General features: G+C 61.3%; 22 protein-coding genes. 21 read left to right on the top strand and 1 reads right to left on the bottom strand.

Features of this window, described 5'->3' with window-relative positions; all coding sequences use genetic code 11:
- The first annotated feature begins 178 nt into the window (after positions 1-178).
- From AB5Y54_RS04990 to AB5Y54_RS04890, 21 genes are all read left to right on the top strand, one after another.
- Entirely contained in the window at positions 179-691 is a 513-nt protein-coding gene (locus tag AB5Y54_RS04990; RefSeq protein ID WP_041215881.1) for an SCP2 domain-containing protein, read from the top strand.
- A gap of 190 nt (positions 692-881) precedes the next feature.
- Positions 882-1607 (top strand): tRNA (cytosine(32)/uridine(32)-2'-O)-methyltransferase TrmJ, encoded by a 726-nt coding sequence (gene trmJ, locus AB5Y54_RS04985; RefSeq protein ID WP_042880722.1) that lies wholly within the window; start codon positions 882-884, stop codon positions 1605-1607.
- A 94-nt stretch (positions 1608-1701) separates the two neighbouring features.
- Complete coding sequence (iscR, locus tag AB5Y54_RS04980) at positions 1702-2205, top strand: Fe-S cluster assembly transcriptional regulator IscR (protein ID WP_025327241.1); 504 nt, start codon at positions 1702-1704, stop codon at positions 2203-2205.
- Between the two features lie 52 nt (positions 2206-2257).
- Positions 2258-3472 carry an IscS subfamily cysteine desulfurase gene (locus AB5Y54_RS04975; RefSeq protein WP_010675060.1) on the top strand — a complete coding sequence of 405 codons (1215 nt, stop codon included), beginning with the start codon at positions 2258-2260 and terminating at the stop codon, positions 3470-3472.
- Positions 3473-3526: 54 nt separating this feature from the next.
- Complete coding sequence (gene iscU / locus AB5Y54_RS04970; RefSeq protein WP_010675059.1) at positions 3527-3910, top strand: Fe-S cluster assembly scaffold IscU; 384 nt, start codon at positions 3527-3529, stop codon at positions 3908-3910.
- A 15-nt stretch (positions 3911-3925) separates the two neighbouring features.
- Positions 3926-4249, top strand: coding sequence for an iron-sulfur cluster assembly protein IscA (gene iscA, locus AB5Y54_RS04965; RefSeq protein WP_010675058.1), 324 nt, complete (start codon positions 3926-3928; stop codon positions 4247-4249).
- A 190-nt stretch (positions 4250-4439) separates the two neighbouring features.
- A complete protein-coding gene (hscB, locus tag AB5Y54_RS04960; protein WP_042880720.1) occupies positions 4440-4958 on the top strand; it encodes a co-chaperone HscB in 519 nt (172 codons plus the stop codon).
- A gap of 28 nt (positions 4959-4986) precedes the next feature.
- The gene (hscA, locus tag AB5Y54_RS04955) at positions 4987-6834 is read left to right on the top strand and encodes a Fe-S protein assembly chaperone HscA (RefSeq protein WP_368153311.1); all 1848 of its coding nucleotides are present in this window, start codon (positions 4987-4989) and stop codon (positions 6832-6834) included.
- A 1-nt stretch (position 6835) separates the two neighbouring features.
- The gene (gene fdx / locus AB5Y54_RS04950; RefSeq protein ID WP_005299781.1) at positions 6836-7174 is read left to right on the top strand and encodes an ISC system 2Fe-2S type ferredoxin; all 339 of its coding nucleotides are present in this window, start codon (positions 6836-6838) and stop codon (positions 7172-7174) included.
- 157 nt (positions 7175-7331) lie between these two features.
- On the top strand, positions 7332-8633 hold the full coding sequence (pepB, locus tag AB5Y54_RS04945; RefSeq protein ID WP_109112004.1) for an aminopeptidase PepB: 1302 nt from the start codon (positions 7332-7334) through the stop codon (positions 8631-8633).
- On the top strand, positions 8630-9913 hold the full coding sequence (pepB, locus tag AB5Y54_RS04940) for an aminopeptidase PepB (RefSeq protein ID WP_041213015.1): 1284 nt from the start codon (positions 8630-8632) through the stop codon (positions 9911-9913). Before pepB (AB5Y54_RS04945) ends, pepB (AB5Y54_RS04940) begins: the two co-directional genes overlap by 4 nt.
- 277 nt (positions 9914-10190) lie before the next feature.
- Complete coding sequence (ndk, locus tag AB5Y54_RS04935) at positions 10191-10619, top strand: nucleoside-diphosphate kinase (RefSeq protein WP_045524435.1); 429 nt, start codon at positions 10191-10193, stop codon at positions 10617-10619.
- Positions 10620-10786: 167 nt separating this feature from the next.
- A complete protein-coding gene (locus AB5Y54_RS04930) occupies positions 10787-11890 on the top strand; it encodes a bifunctional tRNA (adenosine(37)-C2)-methyltransferase TrmG/ribosomal RNA large subunit methyltransferase RlmN (RefSeq protein WP_041213014.1) in 1104 nt (367 codons plus the stop codon).
- A gap of 11 nt (positions 11891-11901) precedes the next feature.
- Positions 11902-12693: a PilW family type IVa pilus biogenesis/stability lipoprotein TapF gene (gene tapF / locus AB5Y54_RS04925; RefSeq protein ID WP_103857947.1), complete on the top strand. Its 792-nt coding sequence runs from the start codon at positions 11902-11904 to the stop codon at positions 12691-12693.
- Complete coding sequence (locus AB5Y54_RS04920; RefSeq protein WP_104454297.1) at positions 12683-13603, top strand: RodZ domain-containing protein; 921 nt, start codon at positions 12683-12685, stop codon at positions 13601-13603. The genes tapF and AB5Y54_RS04920 overlap by 11 nt, the downstream gene beginning before the upstream one ends.
- Positions 13604-13613: 10 nt before the next feature.
- Positions 13614-14744, top strand: coding sequence for a flavodoxin-dependent (E)-4-hydroxy-3-methylbut-2-enyl-diphosphate synthase (gene ispG / locus AB5Y54_RS04915; protein ID WP_010675049.1), 1131 nt, complete (start codon positions 13614-13616; stop codon positions 14742-14744).
- 138 nt (positions 14745-14882) lie between these two features.
- Complete coding sequence (hisS, locus tag AB5Y54_RS04910; RefSeq protein ID WP_201997076.1) at positions 14883-16160, top strand: histidine--tRNA ligase; 1278 nt, start codon at positions 14883-14885, stop codon at positions 16158-16160.
- Positions 16161-16163: 3 nt separating this feature from the next.
- A complete protein-coding gene (locus AB5Y54_RS04905; protein WP_324033958.1) occupies positions 16164-16814 on the top strand; it encodes a tetratricopeptide repeat protein in 651 nt (216 codons plus the stop codon).
- Positions 16807-17991: an outer membrane protein assembly factor BamB gene (gene bamB, locus AB5Y54_RS04900; protein ID WP_029314685.1), complete on the top strand. Its 1185-nt coding sequence runs from the start codon at positions 16807-16809 to the stop codon at positions 17989-17991. Before AB5Y54_RS04905 ends, bamB begins: the two co-directional genes overlap by 8 nt.
- 74 nt (positions 17992-18065) lie before the next feature.
- Positions 18066-19562, top strand: coding sequence for a ribosome biogenesis GTPase Der (der, locus tag AB5Y54_RS04895; RefSeq protein WP_010675045.1), 1497 nt, complete (start codon positions 18066-18068; stop codon positions 19560-19562).
- A gap of 118 nt (positions 19563-19680) precedes the next feature.
- Positions 19681-19911, top strand: coding sequence for a zinc ribbon domain-containing protein (locus AB5Y54_RS04890; protein ID WP_039038718.1), 231 nt, complete (start codon positions 19681-19683; stop codon positions 19909-19911).
- A 322-nt stretch (positions 19912-20233) separates the two neighbouring features.
- Here AB5Y54_RS04890 and mltF read toward each other — a convergent pair whose 3' ends face one another.
- Entirely contained in the window at positions 20234-21727 is a 1494-nt protein-coding gene (gene mltF / locus AB5Y54_RS04885; RefSeq protein WP_109112009.1) for a membrane-bound lytic murein transglycosylase MltF, read from the bottom strand.
- Positions 21728-21808: the final 81 nt, after the last annotated feature.

The following is a 21808-nucleotide window of genomic DNA, read 5'->3' as shown; positions in this document are numbered from 1 at the left end:
CGAGAGGGCAAAAATGCAAAAGTGGTCCGATTGTATTCATGCTTGCCCTCCCGCTTTTTGACCTGAGGCAGCTTTAGGTGGCTTTACCCTTCTTGAGGTAAGTGGGCACAAGTTTGATTTTCAACAGGATCTTGCCGAAGGGGCTGTGCTTGAATGCGCAAAAAACTGGGAGTTTATCGTGTTTCAACATCTGCAACGTCGCCTGGTCGAACAGGCACCCCGTCTCTTGCGCCACCCCCTCAAGCTGGTGCCCTTCCCGCTGCAACAAAACCTGATGGAGGCCCTGCTGGGCAGGGTATTCCGGGAGGCCATCGAAGAGGGGGAATTTGCGTTTCTTGCGGGCAAGTGGCTGAAAGTGGAAGTCAGCGATCTGGGGCTATGCTGGTTTATCAGCGAGCAGGAGGGCAAATTGGTAGTGGCGAGGAAGTGTGAGCACGCCGATGTCTGTTTCAGCGGCAATAGCCAGGATCTTGTTCTGATCGCCGGGCGCCGTGAAGACCCGGATTCCCTCTTCTTCCAGCGCCGGCTGAAGATAGAGGGGGATACAGAGCTGGGCCTGGAGGTGAAAAATCTGATGGACAGCCTGGATCTGGACGGGCTGGGATTGATGAAATACCCCCTGATGGATCTGGCGACCTTTATCGAGCGGGCCCGCGTGACGCACGTGCCCACTGCCGCGACAATGAGCTGAGCCGTTTTCTTGCCCGAGTGCTGCGGAACAGGTGAACTTGAGCCGCAGTACCCCACTGTCAGCGTGACCACGCAGGGTGGGGATGTATCATCTGCCTGTTTGTGCAGAAATGCCTGGTCGGAAGCGGTGCCAAAATAGCGATTGGTTATGTTACAATTGCGCGCCATTTTTGACTGAAGATTGACTGGGCATGTTGGATCAGATTCGTATCGTGTTGGTAAACACCTCTCACACCGGCAACATGGGATCCGCGGCGCGGGCCATGAAGACCATGGGACTGACTCAACTGGTGCTGGTCGATCCCCAGGCACAGCCGGATGAGGAGGCCGTCGCCCTGGCGGCGGGGGCCAGCGATATCCTGGCTCGCGCCCGAATCGTGCCGACCCTGGATGAAGCCATTGCCGACTGTGGTCTGGTCATCGGCACCAGTGCCCGTTCCCGCACCTTGAGCTGGCCCATGCTGGATCCCCGTGAAGCGGGCGAGAAGCTGGTTGCCGAGGGCATGGAGCACCCGGTCGCGCTGGTGTTTGGGCGTGAACGCACCGGCCTCACCAATGACGAACTGCAAAAATGCCACTTCCATGTGGCCATTCCCGCCAATCCAGAATACAGCTCCCTCAATCTGGCAATGGCAGTGCAGACCCTTTGTTACGAGGTGCGGATGCGCTGGCTGGAAGTACAGAACCAGGAGCCGGAGGATGAGCGGGTCGAGTACCCCAGCGCCCAGCAACTGGAAGGGTTTTATCAGCATCTGGAGCAGACGTTGCAAAAGACGGGATTCATTGCCGATGACCACCCAGGCCATGTGATGAGCAAACTGCGTCGTCTATTCAATCGGGCCAGACCCGAAGCGGTGGAGTTGAACATCTTGCGGGGCATTCTCACCTCTGTCCAGAAGTCCAGGGCACAAGATTAATCCCGACTGATTTACTCAAGCATATACTTGACTGATTTAGTCGGGTATGTGACCATATGCCACATATTGATTGGTTCGCAAGACGGTAAGGCATATGAGACTGACCTCAAAAGGACGTTACGCGGTGACAGCCATGCTCGACGTGGCGTTGCATGCAGAGCAGGGGCCCGTGCCCCTGGCTGATATTTCAGAGCGCCAGGGCATCTCCTTGTCCTATCTGGAACAACTGTTTGCTCGTCTGCGCAAACATGGTCTGGTGAGCAGCGTACGTGGCCCCGGTGGCGGTTATCGCCTCGGTCTGGCCCCTGGCGAGATCTCGGTCGGTCAGGTGATCACTGCGGTCGATGAATCGGTCGATGCGACCAAGTGCCTCGGCAAAGGGGGCTGCCACGGTGGTACCCAGTGCCTGACCCACTCCTTGTGGCGGGATCTGAGCGAACGCATCTCCAGTTTCCTGGGGGATATCACCCTGGCCGAGCTGGTTGGTCAGGCCGATGTGCGCCGTATCGCCGGCAAGCAAGATGAACAAATGAAGACCGTGTTGTCCCTGGTTGATCGGGCCGAACGCGGTGATGTGAGCTTGAAAGTCCAACTATAAACGTGCTTTCCACGACGAGTCGCTGTGTGACCCCGTCGTAACGGAGAAAAAGATGAAACTGCCTATTTACCTTGATTATTCGGCAACCTGTCCGGTGGACCCGCGTGTCGCAGAAAAAATGATGCAGTGCCTCACCATGGACGGCCTGTTCGGCAACCCAGCCTCCCGTTCCCACCGTTTCGGCTGGCAGGCCGAAGAGGCGGTGGATCTGGCCCGTAATCAAGTGGCAGAGCTGATCGGCGCGGATCCGCGCGAGATCGTCTTTACCTCCGGTGCGACCGAGTCCAACAACCTGGCCATCAAGGGCATTGCCCATTTCTACGCCGGCAAGGGCAAGCACATCGTCACCTCCAAGACCGAGCACAAAGCTGTGCTGGATACCTGCCGCCAACTGGAGCGTGAAGGCTATGAGGTGACCTACCTCGAGCCCATGCCCAACGGCCTGTTCACTCTTGAGCAGATCGAAGGCGCCCTGCGTGATGACACCATCCTGGTCAGCATCATGCACGCCAATAACGAGATCGGGGTGGTGCAAGACATCGCTGCCATCGGCGAGCTGTGCCGTTCCCGCAAGATCCTGCTGCACGTGGACGCCGTCCAGAGCGTGGGCAAGATCCCGGTCGACGTGGAAGCACTCAAGGTTGATCTGCTCTCCATGTCCGCCCACAAGGTATACGGCCCGAAAGGCATTGGCGCCCTGTATGTGCGCCGCAAGCCCCGTGTTCGTCTGGAAGCCCAGATGCACGGCGGTGGCCACGAGCGCGGCATGCGCTCCGGTACCCTGGCAACCCACCAGATCGTCGGCATGGGGGAAGCCTTCCGCATCGCCAAGGAAGAGATGGCGAGCGAGAGCCAGCACATCATGGCCCTGCGCCAGCGTCTGTGGGATGGCATCAAGAACATCGAAGAAGTCTATATCAACGGGGATCTGGATCAGCGTGTACCGGGTAACCTGAATGTCAGCTTCGCCTATGTGGAAGGGGAATCCCTCATCATGGCACTGAAGGATCTGGCGGTCTCTTCCGGTTCTGCCTGTACTTCGGCCAGCCTGGAACCTTCCTACGTGCTGCGCGCCCTGGGTCTGAACGACGAGCTGGCACACAGCTCCATCCGTTTCAGCATCGGTCGCTTCACCACCGAAGAAGAGATCGACTACGCAATCAAGCTCATCTGCGACTCCATCGGTCGTCTGCGCGAGATGTCCCCCCTGTGGGAGATGTTCAAGGATGGCGTCGATCTGAACACGGTCGAATGGGCACATCACTGATCCTTGCCTGCATGGCAAGGGTCTGGTGAACAACGGAATTAGCAGGAGTTAGATATGGCTTACAGTGAAAAAGTAATCGACCACTACGAGAATCCCCGCAACGTCGGTGGTTTTGACAAGAACGATCCCAGCGTCGCCACCGGCATGGTCGGTGCACCGGCCTGTGGTGACGTCATGAAGCTGCAACTGAAGATCAGCGACGATGGCATCATCGAAGATGCCAAGTTCAAGACCTACGGCTGTGGTTCCGCCATCGCCTCCAGCTCCCTGGTGACCGAGTGGGTCAAGGGCAAGACCCTGGACGAAGCGGCCGGTATCAAGAACACCGACATCGCCGAAGAGCTGGCGCTGCCGCCGGTGAAGATCCACTGCTCCATTCTGGCGGAGGATGCCATCAAGGCCGCCATCGCCGATTACAAGCAGAAGAAAGGTCTTTAAGGTCCGGAGAGCAGTATGGCCATAACCATGACAGATGCCGCAGCGGCGCGGGTTTCCTCCTTCATGATCAACCGGGGCAAGGGCATCGGCCTGCGCCTCGGCGTCAAGACGACCGGCTGTTCTGGCCTTGCCTATGTGCTCGAGTTCGTGGATGAGCTGGCTGCCGAGGATCAGGTGTTCGAGCAGAAAGGCGTCAAGATCATCGTGGATGCCAAGAGCCTGATCCACTTGGATGGCACCGAGCTGGACTTCGTGAAGGAAGGCCTCAACGAGGGCTTCCAGTTCAACAACCCGAATGCCAAGGGCGAATGCGGTTGTGGCGAAAGCTTCAGCGTGTAAGTGGTTCGATTGACCGATCGCCCATGTTTGCAACGCCTCGCAGCCCCAAGGGTGAGCCCTGTTGCGGCGAGTCTCTTGTGATCAACACCTTGCTCATCAACACAGTGGTGTGGACGCCAGTCCATGCCACTGCTTTCAAGTTCAAGACGAGTGTGGTTGCACTCCCAGCGCTATTGTCTGAGGACGAAGGATGAATCATTTCGAGCTGTTCGGGCTGGCTGAGGGCTTCGAGCTCGATACTCGCCAACTGGCTGACACCTATCGTCAGCTGCAGACCCAGTTCCATCCCGATCGTTTTGCGACTGCCCCCGAGCGGGAGCAGCTGGCTGCCGTGCAGCGTGCTGCCCAGATCAACGATGCGTTTACCACCCTCAAGGCCCCCTTGCGCCGAGCCGAGTACCTGCTCTCCTTGCGGGGCACCGAACTTCGTGGCGAGCAGCAGACACTGCAAGATCCTGCCTTTCTGATGCAACAGCTGGAGTGGCGAGAGCGGCTGGCTGATCTCAAGGGCGACGCCGACCCTGAGGAGGCCATCAAGGATTTTCGCCAGGAGATCAGGCATGATCACCAGGCGTTGATGCAACGGCTGACCGACTCTCTCACCAGGGGTGAGGATCTGCAGGCGGCGGATTGCGTTCGCAAGCTCAAATTTGTCGACAAGCTCCTCGAGGAGCTGGAACGATTCGAAGACTCGCTGTTCGAGTCTTGACCCTCTAACGCAGGAATTGTGATTACCCATGGCATTACTGCAAATTGCCGAGCCAGGCCAGAGCGCCGCGCCTCACCAGCATAAACGTGCCGTCGGCATCGATCTTGGCACCACCAACTCCCTGGTCGCCGCCGTGCGCAGCGGCCAGGCCGACACCCTCTGTGACGAGCAGGGGCGTGATCTGCTGCCTTCCGTGGTCCATTACCAGGCCAATACCATCCGGGTTGGCTTCGATGCCAAACGTGAGGCGGCCCTCGATCCCCACAACACCATCGTCTCGGTCAAGCGGATGATGGGCAAGGGGCTGGCCGATATCGATACCCGCCAGCAGCCTTACGAGTTCGTGGCTACCGAGACGGGCATGCCCCAGTTGCAGACCCGCCAGGGGCTGGTCAACCCGGTGCAGGTCTCGGCCGAGATCCTGAAAAAACTGGCCGAGCGCGGTGCCGCGTCCCTCGGGGGAGACCTCGACGGCGTGGTCATCACGGTGCCCGCCTATTTTGACGATGCCCAGCGTCAGGGCACCAAGGACGCGGCCAGACTGGCCGGTCTGCATGTACTGCGGTTGCTCAACGAACCCACGGCGGCGGCCATCGCCTATGGCCTCGACTCCGGCCAGGAAGGGGTGATCGCCGTCTATGACCTGGGTGGCGGAACCTTCGATATCTCCATCCTGCGCCTGCATCGCGGGGTGTTTGAGGTGATGGCCACCGGTGGCGACTCGGCACTCGGTGGTGACGATTTTGACCATCTGCTGGCGGACTGGCTCAAAGAGCAAGCCGGGTTGTCCGGTCAGCTCGATGCCCGTACCCAGCGCGAGTTGCTGGATGCGGCGGCCAACATCAAGCACGGCCTCACCGATGCCGATGCCGTTGCCTGCACCTTTGCCGGCTGGCAGGGTACCGTCACCCGCAGCCAGTTTGACGAGCTGATCCAGCCCCTGGTCAAGCGCACCCTGCAGGCCTGTCGGCGCGCCCTGCGCGATGCGGGTCTCGAGCAGGAAGAGGTGCTGGAAGTGGTGATGGTCGGTGGCTCGACCCGGGTGCCGCTGGTGCGCGAGCGGGTGGGCGAGTTCTTCGGCCGCACCCCCTTGACCAGCATCGACCCTGACAAGGTGGTGGCCATTGGTGCCGCCATCCAGGCCGACATCCTGGTGGGCAACAAGCCCGACGCCGAGATGCTGCTGCTGGACGTCATCCCGCTTTCCTTAGGGTTAGAGACCATGGGTGGCCTCGCCGAGAAGGTGATCCCGCGCAATACCACCATTCCGGTGGCCCGCGCCCAGGAGTTTACCACCTTCAAGGATGGCCAGACCGCAATGGCCATCCACGTGGTGCAGGGGGAGCGCGAGCTGGTGGCGGATTGCCGCTCCCTGGCCCGCTTCACCCTGACCGGCATTCCGCCCATGGCGGCCGGCGCCGCCCACATTCGCGTCACCTTCCAGGTGGATGCGGACGGTCTGCTGTCGGTCAGCGCCATGGAGAAATCCTCCGGCGTGCAGGCCGAGATCCAGGTCAAGCCCTCCTACGGGCTGGGGGAAGATGACATCCTCAACATGCTGAGCGCCTCCATCGCCAATGCCCAGCAGGACATGGACGCCCGCATGTTGGCGGAGCAACAGGTCGAGGCCGACCGGGTGGTCGAGAGTCTCAACGCCGCCCTGGCCGCCGATGGCGAGGCCTTATTGAGCCCCGCCGAGCGGGCCGAGCTGGATGCCGCCATCGCCCATCTGCTGACCATGCGCAGCACGGGCACCACCAACCAGATCAAAGAGGCCATCGAGGCAGCAGACGCTGCCAGTGGCGAATTTGCAGCTCGCCGGATGGATGCCTCCATCCGCAAGGTGCTGACCGGACAAAACGTCAACAAGGTGTGATATGCCAAAACTGATTATTCTGCCCCATCCCGAGCTCTGTCCGGACGGCGCGGCCCTCGAAGGTGCGACCGGTGAAACCATTCTGGACATCGCGCTGCGCAACGGCATCGAGATCGAGCACGCTTGCGAGAAGTCCTGTGCTTGCACTACCTGTCACTGCGTGGTGCGGGAAGGGTTCGACTCCCTCGAGCCGAGCGACGAGCTGGAAGACGACATGCTGGACAAGGCGTGGGGGCTGGAGCCGGAATCCCGTCTCAGCTGCCAGGCCAGACTGGCGGACGAGGATCTGGTGGTGGAACTGCCCAAGTACACCCTGAATCTGGCGTCCGAGCGCCACTGATGACCCCTTAATTACACATGAGTGAATTGCGCGTGCAGCATCTCATGGTGCAGTAATGATATGGTGAAGGCCGTGACCCTTGAGGGAGCGGCCTTTTTTGTGCCCGTGATTTCCCTATTCGTTGATGAAAGTGCCAATAAAAAGGAAGCAAGAGAACATGGCTGACATGATGAACGTAAGGTTGTCGTCCCAGGCTGCCGCCGCCCAGTGGGGCGAGGGTGCCCTGCTCAGTTTCAACGGGGACGAGGCCCATCTCCATCTGGCCGCTGGCCAGGAGAAGGAGGCGCTGCGCGCCATCCAGCGCGGGGCCAGACGCCTCGAGTCGAGCGGCATCAAGCGCATCAAGCTGGTGGGCGAGGGGTGGAATGGGGAGCGTCGTTACGCCTTTGCCCAGGGCTTCTATGCCGCCAAGGGGGTTCGCGAGCTCGATTTTGGTGAACAGAGCGAACAGGAAGCGGCCGAACTCGCCGCCCTGCTCAAGGCGACCCACTGGGTGCGCGAGGTGACCAACGGCTGCCCGGAAGCCATCTACCCCATGAGCCTGGCGGAGTCCGCTCTGCTGCTCATTCGCAGCCTTGGCGGTGACAAGGTGACCGCCCGCATCACCGCTGGCGAAGCCTTGCGTGAATCGGGTCATATCGGGATCTGGTCGGTGGGCCGTGGCAGCGAGCGCGAGCCGGTGCTGTTGGAGCTCGACTACAACCCGACCGGGGATGCCAACGCCCCCGTGGTCGCGGCGCTGGTGGGCAAGGGGATCACTTTTGATTCCGGCGGCTACTCCATGAAGTCCTCCGACAACATGCTGCCGATGAAGTCCGACATGGGCGGCGCCGCCATGGTGACCGGCGCCCTGGCGCTGGCCATCAGCCGTGGCCTGAACAAGCGGGTCAAGCTCATCCTCTGCTGCGCCGAGAACCTGGTCTCCGGCCATGCCTTCAAGCTCGGCGACATCCTCACCTATCGCAACGGCATCTCGGTCGAGATCCAGAATACCGACGCGGAAGGTCGCCTGGTGCTGGCAGACGGCCTGCTGGCCGCGAGCGAAAGCGGGGCTGCCTACATCCTCGACGCTGCCACCCTGACCGGCGCCGCCAAGACCGCGCTGGGCCGCGACTACAACGCCGTGTTTGCTCTCGATGAGGCGGAGCAGGTGCGCGCGCTGGCTGCCGCCAACGCCGAAAACGAGAAGGCCTGGCCGCTGCCGCTCGAACCCTGGCACGCAGGCCAGCTCACCTCGGCCTTTGCCGAGCTGGGCAATGTGGCCTCCGCCGAAGGCACTGCCGGCGCCACCACGGCAGCGGCGTTCCTGTCGCGCTTCGTCCGTGACGAAGGCAAGGGCTGGGTGCACCTGGACCTGGCCGCTTCCTATCAGAAGTCGGGCAATGAGCTCTGGGCGACCGGGGCCAAGGGTCATGGTCTTCGCACGATTGCCCGCTGGTTGCAGGAGGTGTGCGCATGAACGTCTGGTTGAGCCGAGAGTTTGCACCGGCCGAGTGGGGGGAGGGGGCACTGCTCTCCCACCGTGCCGACGGCATGGTGATCCATCTGGTGAGCGCCACTCCCTTGCTGGATATCCAGCAGGCGGCGCGGCGCCTGTGCAGCCAGGGGATCCAGCAGGTGGTCCTGGCTGGCCACTGGGAGCGGGAGCAGCAGTGGGCCTTTGCCCAGGGGCTGCAGACGCCCAAGGCGGAAGTGGGGTTGCAGTGGGCCACTTCGTCCGAGGAGGACAGGGAGGAGCTGGAGGCGCGCTGGCTGTGCGGGCGTTGGGTGCGGGAGATGACCAACGCCACCCCGGAGCAGCTGGGGCCGCTGGAGTTGGCGGTCGAAGCCGCTGCCTTCCTCACCGAGCTGGCACCGGACCGGATCAGCCATCGCATCCTCAAGGGAGAGGCGCTGCAACAGGCGGGCTGGGTCGGTCTCTATCAAGTGGGTCGTGGCAGTGACCGCGAGCCCGTGATGCTGGAGCTGGATTTCAATCCGGGCAAGGATCCCAAGGCGCCGGTAGCTGCCGCCCTGGTGGGCAAGGGGATCACCTTCGATTCCGGCGGCTACTCCATGAAGACCTCCCAGGGCATGCTGACCATGAAACACGACATGGGCGGTGCCGCCATCGTCACCGGCGCGCTGGCGCTGGCCATTCTGCGTGGCCTCGACAAGCGGGTGAAGCTCATCCTCTGCTGCGCCGAGAACCTGGTATCCGGCCATGCCTACAAGCTGGGTGACATCCTCACCTACAAGAACGGCACCACGGTGGAGGTGGTCAACACCGACGCCGAAGGGCGTCTGATCCTGGCCGACGGCTTGCAACTGGCCGGCGAGTCTGGTGCGCCGCTCATCATCGACGCTGCCACCCTCACCGGGGCGGCCGTGATGGCGCTGGGGGGGCGTTACAACGCCCTGTTTGGACTGGACAAGGGGCTGGTGAGCCGCGCCATGGCCTATTCGGATGCGGAGCAGGAGCCAGCATGGCCGCTGCCGCTGGAGCCCTGGCATCGCCAGCAGTGCCCGTCCCACTATGCCGACACCGCCAACAGCCGCCCCGTGCCGGGCGGCGGACCGGGGGGGGCCTCCAATGCGGCAGGCTTCCTCTCCCGCTTTGTCCCTGATGAGGGAAGAGGCTGGCTGCATGTCGATCTCGCCGCCTGCTTCAGCGAAAACGGCGATAGTCTGTGGGCGCCCGGGGCCAATACCCTGGGGATGCGCACCATCGCCCATACCCTGCTGGCGGAGACGCGCTGAGTCAGTGAGCGGCATCACAAGGGCACCTCTGGGTGCCCTTTCCAGTGCTGCTTTGCTGAGCAATTGATACGGTTTTGAGGCATTAGCATGCCGATCGTGCGCAAGCGCACATTTTTTCTCTCTGCCCTGGCACAAGATGAGTCACCATGTTGTTTCAAGGATTCTTTTGTTTAACAAAAAGTTGATTTTTTGTGTGTTATTTCGTTTTTTGTTTACGTATAATCGCCGCCGAACATGGATTCCTACAATAAAACTCTGTAGTTAAGGAAAGAACTCAATGGCTATCGAACGTACCTTCTCCATCGTCAAGCCGGATGCGGTCAGCAAGAACCTGATTGGTGCCATTTACAGCCGCTTCGAAAGCGCCGGCCTGAAAGTCATCGCCGCCAAGATGTTGCACCTGACCAGCGAACAGGCCGCCGGTTTCTACGCCGAGCACCAGGGCAAGCCGTTTTATGATGGTCTGGTCGGCTTCATGACCTCTGGCCCCGTCATGGTACAGGTGCTGGAAGGTGAAGACGCCATCCGCCGTCACCGTGAAATCATGGGCGCCACCAACCCGAAAGAGGCGCTGGCCGGCACCCTGCGCGCCTGCTACGCCGAGAGCATCGATCGCAACGCCGTCCACGGCTCCGATGCCCCGGCCTCTGCCGCCCGTGAAATCGCCTACTTCTTCTCCGACGACGAGATCTGCCCGCGCGGCTGATGTTGTCTGCTGGTGACCAAGGGAGCTTCGGCTCCCTTTTGTTTTTTGGTCATCCTGCCAATATCCACTTATTCTCCAGGTGGAAAGCCAGACCCATTATTTGTACAATGCCGCCCCCTGACGTAGGTCAGCCGATAATTTATGAAGTGTGTGAGCTGAGGCCCCTGATGAGCGAAACAAAAACCAACCTGCTGGATCTCGACCGGGATGCCATGCGTGCCTTCTTCGTCGAGTTGGGCGAGAAGCCGTTCCGGGCAGACCAGATAATGAAGTGGATCTATCACTTCGGTTGTGATGATTTCGATCAGATGAGCAACGTCAACAAGGCGCTGCGCGAGCGGCTCAAGGCCATTGCCGAGATCCGTGCCCCCGAGATCAGCCGTGAACAGCGCTCCGCCGATGGCACCATCAAATGGGCGCTGCAGGTGGGCGATCAGGAGGTAGAGACCGTCTACATTCCGGAAGCGGACCGCGCGACCCTGTGCGTCTCCTCCCAGGTGGGCTGCGCCCTGGCGTGCACCTTCTGCTCCACCGCCCAGCAAGGGTTCAACCGCAACCTGAAAGTCTCCGAGATCATCGGTCAGGTATGGCGTGCCGCCAAAGTGGTGGGTGGCAAGCGCCCCATCACCAACGTGGTGATGATGGGCATGGGTGAGCCGCTGCTCAACCTCGCCAACGTGGTACCTGCCATGAAGCTGATGATGGATGACTTCGGCTTCAGCATCTCCAAGCGCCGCGTCACTCTCTCCACCTCCGGTGTGGTGCCGGCGCTGGACATGCTGGGCGACCAGATCGACGTGGCCCTGGCCATCTCTCTGCATGCGCCGAACGACCAGTTGCGTTCCGAGATCATGCCGATCAACGACAAGTACAACATCGAGTCCTTCCTTGCCGGGGTACGCCGCTATCTGGCCAAGTCCAACGCCAACGGCGGCCGGGTGACCGTGGAGTATGTGCTGCTCGATCACATCAACGACGACATGCAGCATGCCCATGAGCTGGCCAAGGTTCTCAAGGAAACTCCTTGCAAGATCAACCTGATCCCGTTCAACCCCTTCCCGGGCAACCCGTTTGGCAAGCCGAGCAACAGCCGTATCGACCGTTTCTCCAAGGTGTTGATGGAATACGGCCTGACCGTCATCGTGCGCAAGACCCGTGGTGACGACATCGACGCCGCCTGTGGGCAGCTGGTGGGGGAGGTGATCGACCGCACCAAGCGCACCATGAAAAATCGGATGCAACAGGATGGGATTTCCGTCAAAATGGTTTAACTCCTAAGCCATTGTATAGACAGGAAATGGATATCCGTACATTGATCGTAGTGGCAGCGCTCTGTGCGCTGCCAGGCTGTGTCACAGAGACCACTTACGCTGGCCAGAATTCGACCCAGCGTGAAGTGGGCCCCGACCTCAAGGCCGCCGCCCAGACTCGTCTCGATCTGGGTATCCAGTATCTGCGCCAGGGCAATGCCGAGCAGGCCAAATTCAATCTCGACCGCGCCCTTCAGTACGATCCCAACAATCCTCAGGTCTACATCGGTTTTGCCTATTTCTACCAGCAGGTGTCGGATTTCAAGGCCGCCGAGGCGAGCTACAAGAAAGCGCTGGCCATGGATCCGTCCAATGCTGACGCGATGAACAACTATGGCGCCTTCCTCTGCAACCGTGGCCGCTTCGACGAAGCGGAAAAGGCGTTCTTGCAGGCCGTCAGCCAGCCCGATTACGTGAAGATCGCCGATACCTACGAGAATGCGGCGCTCTGCTCGATGCAAAATCACAGAAATGACAAGGCCAGCGAGTATTATCGTCTGGCCTTGGGGTATAATCCCCGCAATCCTAGGTTATTGCTGGACATGGCCGAGCTTTCCATGAAAGATGGCAAGCTTCCTGATGTCCAGTCTTACCTCGCGCGCTTTGCCGATGTGGCAGAGGAGAACGAGGAGAGCCTCTGGCTCCGGCTGCGGCTGGCCCAGGCCATGGACAAACCGGCATTACTTCACCAATTCGGGACTGAGCTGGTAAGGCAATATCCCACTTCGCAACAAGCCAAGCGTTACTTAGCCAATGACTACTGAACAGCCACACGATTTCCAAGACGACTCCCAGGCAGCGGGCCCAGGCCAGCTGCTGCGCAACGCCCGTGAACAGCTCGGCTGGACCCGGGAACAGGTTGCGTCCCGCATTCACCTTCGTCTGACCCTGATCGCCGCCATCGAAGCGGATACCTATGACAAGCACACGTCCCATACCTTCATTCGTGGCTATCTGCGGGCCTATGCCAAGCTCGTGGGCATCCCCGAGGAGACCATCCTCGCCGCCTACGAAAAGCTGGGGCTCACTCCCCCCGACAACATCGACATGCAGAGCTTCTCCCGTCGCTCCCGCCAGCAGGCCAATGACAGCCGGCTCAAGGTGGTGACCTGGCTGGTGATCCTGGTGCTGATCGGGCTCTCCGTCGCCTGGTGGTGGCAGAGCACGGCGCGCCGCTCCGCCGGTGACGACGCCCTGGCGGCGACCGAGATGAGCGCGACCGTCAATACGCCGGAAGCAAATGTTGCCCCCGCCGTGGAGGTCGCCGAGCCCGTGCTGCCCGTAGCGTCCGATGCCGTGTCCACCCAGGTTGTGGTGAGCGGTGCCACCGCGACCCTGCCTGTGGTCGCTACGGATGCCAGCGCAGCCGTCCCGACGGACGTTTCCGGTGCGGTCTCGACTGCCGAGAGCACGACCACCGAGCCCGCCAAGGCGCCCCAGCTCAAGATGAGCTTCACCGCCGATTGCTGGCTGGACGTCAAGGATGCCAACGGCAAGACCCTGTTCAGCGGTCTGAAGAAGGCGAACGACGAACTGGTACTGGAAGGACCCGAGCCACTCAGATTCATCATTGGCGCGCCCATGGCGGTCAATCTCGAATATCAGGGCAAGTCCTTCGACATGAGCCGTTACAACAACGGCCGGACTGCCCGCTTCTCACTGCCGCAGGAGTAATCAGTCCGCCATGTCTGTTCACGAAAAGCCCGCACACGAATCACCCATCGTTCGTCGCAAATCCAGACAGATCATGGTCGGCAACGTGCCGGTTGGGGGCGATGCCCCCATCACGGTACAGACCATGACCAACACCAAGACCACGGACGTGGCCGCTACCGTCGAGCAGATCCAGCGGATCGAGCGGGTCGGCGCCGACATCGTCCGGGTCTCCGTCCCCACCATGGAGGCGGCGGAAGCGTTCAAGCTCATCAAGCAGCAGACCCGCATCCCCATCGTGGCCGACATCCACTTCGACTACCGCATCGCCCTCAAAGTGGCCGAGTACGGGGCCGACTGCCTGCGCATCAACCCGGGCAACATCGGCAACGAAGAGCGGGTGCGTGCGGTGGTGGATTGCGCCCGTCACTACAACATCCCCATCCGCATCGGCGTCAACGGCGGTTCCCTTGAGCGTGATCTCCAGGAGAAATACGGCGAGCCGACCCCGGAGGCGCTGCTGGAGTCCGCCATGCGCCACGTGGATTACCTGGATCGCCTCGACTTCCAGAACTTCAAGGTGAGCGTCAAGGCGTCCGATGTCTTCCTGGCGGTCGGTGCCTATCGCCTGCTGGCCAAGCAGATCGACCAGCCGCTGCACCTGGGGATCACCGAGGCGGGTGGATTCCGCGCCGGCGCGGTCAAGTCCGCCATCGGCCTTGGCATGTTGCTGAGCGAAGGGATTGGCGACACCCTGCGCATCTCTCTGGCCGCCGATCCGGTGGAAGAGGTGAAGGTGGGCTTCGACATCCTCAAATCCCTGCGCATCCGTTCCCGCGGCATCAACTTCATCGCTTGTCCCTCCTGCTCCCGTCAGGAGTTCGACGTCATCGGCACGGTCAACGCCCTGGAAGAGCGGCTCGAAGACATCATCACCCCGATGGATGTCTCCATCATCGGCTGTGTGGTGAACGGTCCGGGGGAGGCGCTGGTTTCCGATCTCGGCCTTGCGGGCGCCGCCAACAAGAGTGCCTTCTACGAGGGGGGCCAGCGGGTCGACCGGCTCGACAACAAGGATTTGATCCCGACCCTGGAGCGTCGCATCCGTGCCCGGGCCGCCATGCTGGATCCGGCCAACCAGATCCAGGTGGACAAAGGTTGAACCATGACGGGGCCACCTGGGGTGGCCCCGGCTTTAGGTTGTTGATTTTACATCCCGCATCCGGGCACCCGATTTTACCTCGGGGTCGAAAATCCCTATAATGCGGCCAAATTTTACCTCTTTTTCTCGAGTATCAACGTGGCAAAACAGATCCAAGCTATTCGCGGTATGAATGATTGCCTGCCGGAGCAGAGCCCGGTATGGCAGAAAGTAGAACAGATCCTGCGCCAGGTCGTGGCCAGCTATGGCTACAGCGAAGTGCGCATGCCCATCGTCGAGCAGACCCATCTGTTCAAGCGTGCCATCGGTGAAGTGACCGACGTGGTCGAAAAAGAGATGTACACCTTTGAAGACCGCAACGGCGACAGCCTGAGCCTGCGTCCGGAAGGGACCGCCAGTTGCGTGCGTGCCGGCATCGAGCACGGTCTGCTTTACAACCAGGAACGCCGGATGTGGTACATGGGCCCCATGTTCCGTCACGAGCGTCCCCAGAAAGGTCGCTATCGCCAGTTCCACCAGTTCGGGGTCGAGCTGTTCGGCATCAACGGGCCGGACATCGATGCCGAGCTCATCATGCTGACTCACCGCCTGTGGCGTCTGTTCGGCATCAGCGATCACGTCACCTTGCAGCTCAACACCCTCGGCCAGAGCAGCGAACGTGCCGCCTATCGCGATGCCCTGGTCGCCTATCTGGAACAGTACAAGAGCGAGCTGGACGAAGAGAGCCAGCGCCGCATGTACAGCAACCCCCTGCGGGTGCTCGACTCCAAGGACGAAAAAGTGCAGGCCATCCTGGTGGGGGCGCCCCGTCTGTTCGATCACCTGGGCGAAGAGAGCCTGGCTCATTTCGAAGGGCTCAAGCGCCTGCTCGAGTCTGCCGGTATCAAATACGAAGTGAACGAGCGTCTGGTGCGCGGCCTCGACTACTACAACCTGACCGTGTTCGAGTGGGTGACCAACAGCCTGGGTGCCCAGGGCACCGTCTGTGCCGGTGGTCGCTACGACGGCCTGGTGGAGCAGCTCGGTGGCCAGCCGACCCCGGCGGTGGGCTTTGCCATGGGCATGGAGCGTCTGGTACTGATGCTTGAAACCCTCGAACTCAATGCTGACATCCGCCCGGCGGTGGATGTCTATCTCTGCATGGTGGGTGAGGGGACTGAACAGGCTGGCTTTGCCCTGGCAGAGCGCCTGCGCGATGCCCTGCCGGACTTGCGCCTCATGAGCCACTGCGGCGGCGGCAACTTCAAGAAACAACTCAAGCGTGCCGACAAGAGCGGCGCGGCCATTGCCCTGATCCTTGGGGAGACCGAGGTGCAAAGCGGGGAGATCACCATCAAATATCTGCGTGGCCAGGCCGAGCAACAGACCGTCTCGGTCGATGCCGCCATCGCCCTGCTGGCAGCGAAAGGAGAGTAAGCTGTGGAAGTGTATACCACTGAAGAACAACAGGTTGAGGTCATCAAGAACTGGTGGAAAGAGAACGGCACCTCGGTGATCGCCGGGACCGTGATCGGTCTGGTCGGCCTCTTTGGCTGGCGCTACTACAACGAGATGCAGCAGAACAACCAGGAAGCCGCCTCCCAGGCTTACAACGAGATGACCACCCAGCTCGCCAAGGGGGACGCCGCCGCCCTGGAGCAGGCAAAGAGCTTCATTACCGCCCACAAGGGTGACGCCTATGCCGAGCTGGCTGCCCTGCAACTGGCTGCGGCCGCCGTCAAGGCGGGCAAGCTGGATCTGGCTGCCGAGCAGCTGACCCAGATGGCCGCCAGTGGCGATGACAGCATCAAGCCCATCGCCGCCCTGCGTCTGGCCCGGGTCCTGAGCGATCAGGGCAAGGCAGACGAGGCCCTGGCCCAGCTTGGCAAGATCAACAACGACGCCTTCAAGGCCCAGGTGGCGGAAGTGCGCGGCGACATCCTGCAAAAGCAGGGCAAGGCCGAAGAAGCGCGCGATGCCTATCAGGCGGCGGCGGATGCCGGCGGCCTGCAGAGCAGCGCCGAACTCAAGCTGAAAATGGATGATCTGGCGCTGCCAGCCGTCACTGCGGGCGAGGCTCCGGATGCGTAATCTGTACAAGCGAATGGCGCTGGGGGTGGCTGTCTCCTTCGCCTTGCAGGGCTGCTCCCTGTTCAGTTCGGAAGAAGATCTCAACCCCATGGCACCCCTGCCCAAGGTCGAGTCCGCGTTCACTGCCGATACCGCCTGGTCCTCCTCGGTCGGGGATGGCATCGGCGACTTCTACTCCCAGCTCAAGCCGGTGGTGGAAGAGGACCGCATCTATGCAGCGGCCCGTGATGGCGATGTGACCGCCTTCGAGCGCGAGAGCGGCAAGGAGCTGTGGAGCGTGGATCTGGCAGATCTGCCCATCAACGCCGACAAGCGCAGTGCCCGTCTCTCCGGTGGCCTGGTCTCCCGCTACGGCAAGCTGTTCCTCGGGTCCGAAAACGGGGTGGTCTACGCCCTGAACGAGGCCAACGGCGAAGTGCTGTGGCAGACCACGGTGCCGGGTGAAGTGGTGGCGAGCCCCGCCGTCGAGGATGGCCGCGTGGTGGTGCTGACCACCTCCGGTCGTCTGGTGGCGCTCGATACCGACGAGGGCAAGCTGCAGTGGACCCTGTCCGAAGAGCAGCCGCCCCTGACCCTGCGCAGTGCCGGCGCCCCCATCATCACCAACGGTGCCGTCATCTATGGCCGCGCCGATGGCAAGGTGGGCATCGCCCTGCTGAGCAACGGCCAGCCGGTGCGTCAATCCAAGGTGGCCGACCCGCGCGGCGCCACCGAACTGGATCGGATGGTGGACGTCGATGCCAGCCCGCTGATTGCCGGTGATGAGCTCTACGCCATCGCCTACAACGGCCAGTTGATGGCGCGCAAGCTGATGAGCGGCGACGAAGTGTGGAAGCGCAAGTATTCCGGTTATCGCGATATGGCGGTGACCGGCAATGCCATCGTGCTGACCGACAGCCGCAGCCATCTGTTTGCGGTCGATCGTCGCAACGGTCTCGAGCTGTGGTCCAACACCCAGCTGGAAAACCGCACCGTGACCGCCCCCGTCATCCTGGGTGACTATGTGGTGGTCGGCGATGTGGAAGGTTACCTGTATTGGCTGGACCGTACCGACGGGACCATCAAGGCCATGCAGCAGCTCGACAGCAGTGGTCTCTATGCCGCTCCGCTGGTGGAGGGTGACACCCTGTATGTGCAGAGCCGTGACGGCAAGTTGTACGCCCTCAAGCGTCCTTGATCGTCCGATAATGTGAATATCCGGCTCCTGGTCTTCGGACCCGGAGCCTTTGTCGTCTTGAGAATGAGGCTTTTATGACTCCTGTAGTTGCCCTGGTGGGCCGCCCCAACGTGGGGAAATCCACCCTGTTTAACCGCCTGACCCGTACCCGGGATGCCCTGGTTGCCGACTTCCCCGGCCTGACCCGGGACCGCAAATATGGCCAGGCGAAGCTGGGCGAGCTGGAATTTATCGTGGTCGATACCGGCGGTATCGATGGCACCGAGGAGGGGATCGAGCTGAAGATGGCCGAGCAGTCCCTGCTGGCCATCGAAGAGGCCGATGTGGTGCTCTTCATGGTGGATGCCCGTGCCGGTCTCACCGCGGCGGATCAGGCCATCGCCGAGCACCTGCGCAAGACCCACAAGAAGGTGTTTCTGGTGGCCAACAAGACCGACGGCATCGACGGTGACTCCGCGGTGTCCGAGTTCTACGGTCTGGCCCTGGGCGAGGTCTACCAGATGGCGGCCGCCCACGGCCGTGGCGTACTGAGCCTGCTGGAGCTGGCCTTGGCCCCCCACCTCGAGACCCTGGTCGGCTCTGCCACCGAGGCACAAGAGGAAGAGGAGCTGGAGGAGTTCGACGAAGAGGCCCTGCTGCGCATGGTGGCTGCCGGTGAGCTCGACACCCGGGAAGACACCAAGGAGACGCCGTTCGCCGACCTGCCCATCAAGTTCGCCATCGTCGGTCGTCCCAACGTTGGCAAATCCACCCTGACCAACCGCATGCTGGGTGAAGATCGGGTCATCGTCTACGACATGCCGGGTACCACCCGCGACTCCGTCTACATCCCCATGGAGCGCGACGATCAGAAATACGTGGTCATCGACACCGCCGGCGTGCGTCGCCGTGGCAAGGTGCACGAGACGGTGGAGAAGTTCTCCGTCATCAAGACGCTCAAGGCGATTGAAGATGCCAACGTCTGCCTGCTGGTCATTGACGCCCGGGAGACCATCACGGATCAGGACTTGAGCATCCTCGGCTTCGTGCTCAACAGCGGCCGCTCCGTGGTACTGGTGGTCAACAAGTGGGACGGCCTGGATCAGAAGGTGAAAGAGGACGTCAAGAACGAGCTGGACAGACGTCTGGGCTTCATCGACTTCGCCCGGGTGCACTTCATCTCCGCCCTGCACGGCAGTGGCGTCGGTCACCTGTTCGAATCCATCAACGAGGCTTACGAGTCCGCGACCCGCCGCACCAGCACCGCCATGCTGACCCGCATCATGCAGATGGCCCAGGAAGATCACCAGCCGCCCATGGTGAATGGTCGCCGGGTCAAGCTGAAGTATGCCCACGCCGGTGGTTACAACCCGCCGCGCATCGTGATCCACGGCAACCAGCTCAACGACCTGCCGGACTCCTACAAGCGCTACCTCATCAACTACTTCCGCAAGTCGTTGAAGATCATGGGGACCCCGATCCGGGTGGAGTTCCAGGAGTCGGTCAACCCGTTCGAGGGCAAGAAGAACACCCTGACCCTGAGCCAGGAGCGCCAGCGCAAGCGCCTGCTCAAGGCCAAAGCGAAGAAATAAAGCCCTGCGGCTGCCCTTACCGGCAGCCGTTTTTCTTGGTGGCCCTCTTCAGGGCAGACAAACCGGGGGAGGGGCTGCGGGTAATGCCGGTGCACAGTGACGTAAAGAGGAGAAGAGAATGAACACGCTGACCTGCCCTGCCTGTCAGGGCGAACTGGACAGCCGCAGCCGCGAGACGACGTGTGGCCAGTGTCAGGCCCGTTATCGCATCCGGGCCCTGTGTCCTGCCTGCGGGCAGGAGCTGGAGCGACTTCGGGCTTGCGGCGCGGTGGATTATTTTTGCAACCACTGCAACACCCTGGTCTCCAAACGCACCGTTCTGTTTGAAGCGCAGCCTGACAAGGCATAAAAAAACCCGGCTGATGCCGGGTTTATACTGTGTGCTCCGCTATCAGCAGCGTGAAGGAGCGGTTTCTGTGCCAGATCTTGCGTTTCATGTCGGCCAGCTTGAGCTTGCGTCTCGGGCTCCAGGCACATTTGGTTTTTCGGGCCAACATGGCTCTTCTGCGTGCTCGCATCCTGTTCTCCTACCTGGTCTTGCGTGGGGCCGAAAGGGCCCTTGGCAGGAACTGCAACGCAATGAATACATTGCAATAAGTTCGCTCCAGCGCCCCTCGTATACCCAAGGATGGTAACAGAGAACAGGGCAGGAAAACACACCCCCGACGAGGCTAGGGGGTGATGATCTGTTTGACCACTTCGGCAATGATGGCCGGACGCTGCGCCGGCACGTCCGGCTCGCTGCTGTCGTCCTCGTCCAGCTCTTCGCGACGATGGGCCTTCTGCTGTTCGTTGTCGAGCCAGAGCAGGCTCTGGTAGTACTGGCGCACGTTGTTGACATAGTTGCGCGCCTCGCCGCCACGGGCATAGCCATAGCGTACCTTGCGATGCCAGCGTGACTGCTGCAACAGGGGCAGCACCTCTTTCACGTCGCTCCAGGCGTCCGGGTTCTTGCCCAGCTCCTTGGTCAGGCGGCGGGCATCCATCATGTGGCCGTAGCCGATGTTGTAGGCGGTGAGGGCAAACCACACTTTCTCGTCCGCCGGGACCGAGTCGGGCACCTTCGCCATCATCTCCTGCAGGTAGCGGGCGCCCCCCTTGATGCTCTCTTCCGGGTGGGTGCGATCGTTTACCCCCATCGCCTTGGCGGTCGGGCCGGTGAGCATCATCATGCCGCGCACCCCGGTGTAGGAGCGAGCCTGGGGATCCCAGTGGGATTCCTGATAGCTGATGGCGGCCAGCAGCCGCCAGTCGATATCCTTGGCGTGGGTCTGGAACAGCGCCTGGTACTTGGGCAGCAGGCTCTTGGCCCGTTGCAGGAAGGTACGGGTGTCGACGAAGTCGAAGTTCTGCACGTGGCCGAAGTACTTCTCGTCGAGCTTGGCGATGGCGCCATCCATGAAGCGCTGACCGAAGAAGTCGATGATGCTGGCGTAGAGGCTGTCGTCGGGCAGCTTGGTCATGGCCCAGGCCACGGTCTGCTTGCTGGCGAGGGTCAAGCCTTCGGTGAGTTCGGGGTAGTAGCGCTGGGTACGGGCCAGTATGGTGTCCTGCACCACGGTGTAGTCCACCTTGCCGTCGGCGACCTGCTTGAGCAGCTCCTCCACGTCCGCATCCCGATTGGTGCTCCACTTCAGGTTGGGGTACTGCTTGGCCAGCTCCTTCATCAGGTCCTCGCCGGTGGAGCCCGCCGGCACCACTATGTTGCCCTTGATGTCACCGAGGTTCTTGGGCCTGGAGGAGCCGTTGCGATAGACCAGCTTGGGGGAGACCTGGTAGAAGCCAGGGCCGAAGCGGAACAGCTTGCGCCGCTCCGGGGTCACGACGATGGCGGCGGCGGCGAGATCCAGCTTGCCCTTTTGCAGTTGCTCGACCAACTCGGCGGTGCTGTAGGCCGGTACTATGGTCAGCTTGACCCCCAGCCAGTCGGCGTAAAGCTGCGCCAGCTCGTAGTCGAACCCCAGTGCGGTATCGTCACGCTGGTAATAGGAAGTGGGGCCATAGAGGGTGCCAACCCGGATCTCGCCTCGCTGGCGGATCTGCTCCAGTTGGCTGGAGGGGTGGTAGAAGTCGCAACCGGCCAGGGCCAGCGTCAACATCATCCCGATGAACAGTCGAAAAATGCAGCGCAAGTAGGTGAGTACCCTTGTTGAAAAAATCGGCATTTGTCAAAAAAGAGGCACCTTTATACCAGAGAGTATGAAGGGAGTCACACCGCGCGAGATGAGAAAAACGTTTGTTCAGGA

Source organism: Aeromonas sp. s9, assembly GCF_040907765.1.
GTDB lineage: Bacteria > Pseudomonadota > Gammaproteobacteria > Enterobacterales > Aeromonadaceae > Aeromonas > Aeromonas caviae.
The sequence above is the reverse complement of the archived record's forward strand: the minus strand, read 5'-3'. Positions and strand labels throughout refer to the sequence as shown.

Bases quoted from the DNA above. Each gene is read 5' to 3' on its own strand.
- iscA (WP_010675058.1), top strand. From the start codon at position 3,926: ATGGCCATAACCATGACAGATGCCGCAGCGGCGCGGGTTTCCTCCTTC.
- pepB (WP_109112004.1), top strand. From the start codon at position 7,332: ATGGCTGACATGATGAACGTAAGGTTGTCGTCCCAGGCTGCCGCCGCC.
- ispG (WP_010675049.1), top strand. From the start codon at position 13,614: ATGTCTGTTCACGAAAAGCCCGCACACGAATCACCCATCGTTCGTCGC.
- hscA (WP_368153311.1), top strand. From the start codon at position 4,987: ATGGCATTACTGCAAATTGCCGAGCCAGGCCAGAGCGCCGCGCCTCAC.
- AB5Y54_RS04975 (WP_010675060.1), top strand. From the start codon at position 2,258: ATGAAACTGCCTATTTACCTTGATTATTCGGCAACCTGTCCGGTGGAC.
- AB5Y54_RS04920 (WP_104454297.1), top strand. From the start codon at position 12,683: ATGACTACTGAACAGCCACACGATTTCCAAGACGACTCCCAGGCAGCG.
- AB5Y54_RS04930 (WP_041213014.1), top strand. From the start codon at position 10,787: ATGAGCGAAACAAAAACCAACCTGCTGGATCTCGACCGGGATGCCATG.
- mltF (WP_109112009.1), bottom strand. From the start codon at position 21,727: ATGCCGATTTTTTCAACAAGGGTACTCACCTACTTGCGCTGCATTTTT.
- AB5Y54_RS04890 (WP_039038718.1), top strand. From the start codon at position 19,681: ATGAACACGCTGACCTGCCCTGCCTGTCAGGGCGAACTGGACAGCCGC.
- der (WP_010675045.1), top strand. From the start codon at position 18,066: ATGACTCCTGTAGTTGCCCTGGTGGGCCGCCCCAACGTGGGGAAATCC.
- ndk (WP_045524435.1), top strand. From the start codon at position 10,191: ATGGCTATCGAACGTACCTTCTCCATCGTCAAGCCGGATGCGGTCAGC.
- trmJ (WP_042880722.1), top strand. From the start codon at position 882: ATGTTGGATCAGATTCGTATCGTGTTGGTAAACACCTCTCACACCGGC.
- iscR (WP_025327241.1), top strand. From the start codon at position 1,702: ATGAGACTGACCTCAAAAGGACGTTACGCGGTGACAGCCATGCTCGAC.
- bamB (WP_029314685.1), top strand. From the start codon at position 16,807: ATGCGTAATCTGTACAAGCGAATGGCGCTGGGGGTGGCTGTCTCCTTC.
- iscU (WP_010675059.1), top strand. From the start codon at position 3,527: ATGGCTTACAGTGAAAAAGTAATCGACCACTACGAGAATCCCCGCAAC.
- hscB (WP_042880720.1), top strand. From the start codon at position 4,440: ATGAATCATTTCGAGCTGTTCGGGCTGGCTGAGGGCTTCGAGCTCGAT.
- pepB (WP_041213015.1), top strand. From the start codon at position 8,630: ATGAACGTCTGGTTGAGCCGAGAGTTTGCACCGGCCGAGTGGGGGGAG.
- fdx (WP_005299781.1), top strand. From the start codon at position 6,836: ATGCCAAAACTGATTATTCTGCCCCATCCCGAGCTCTGTCCGGACGGC.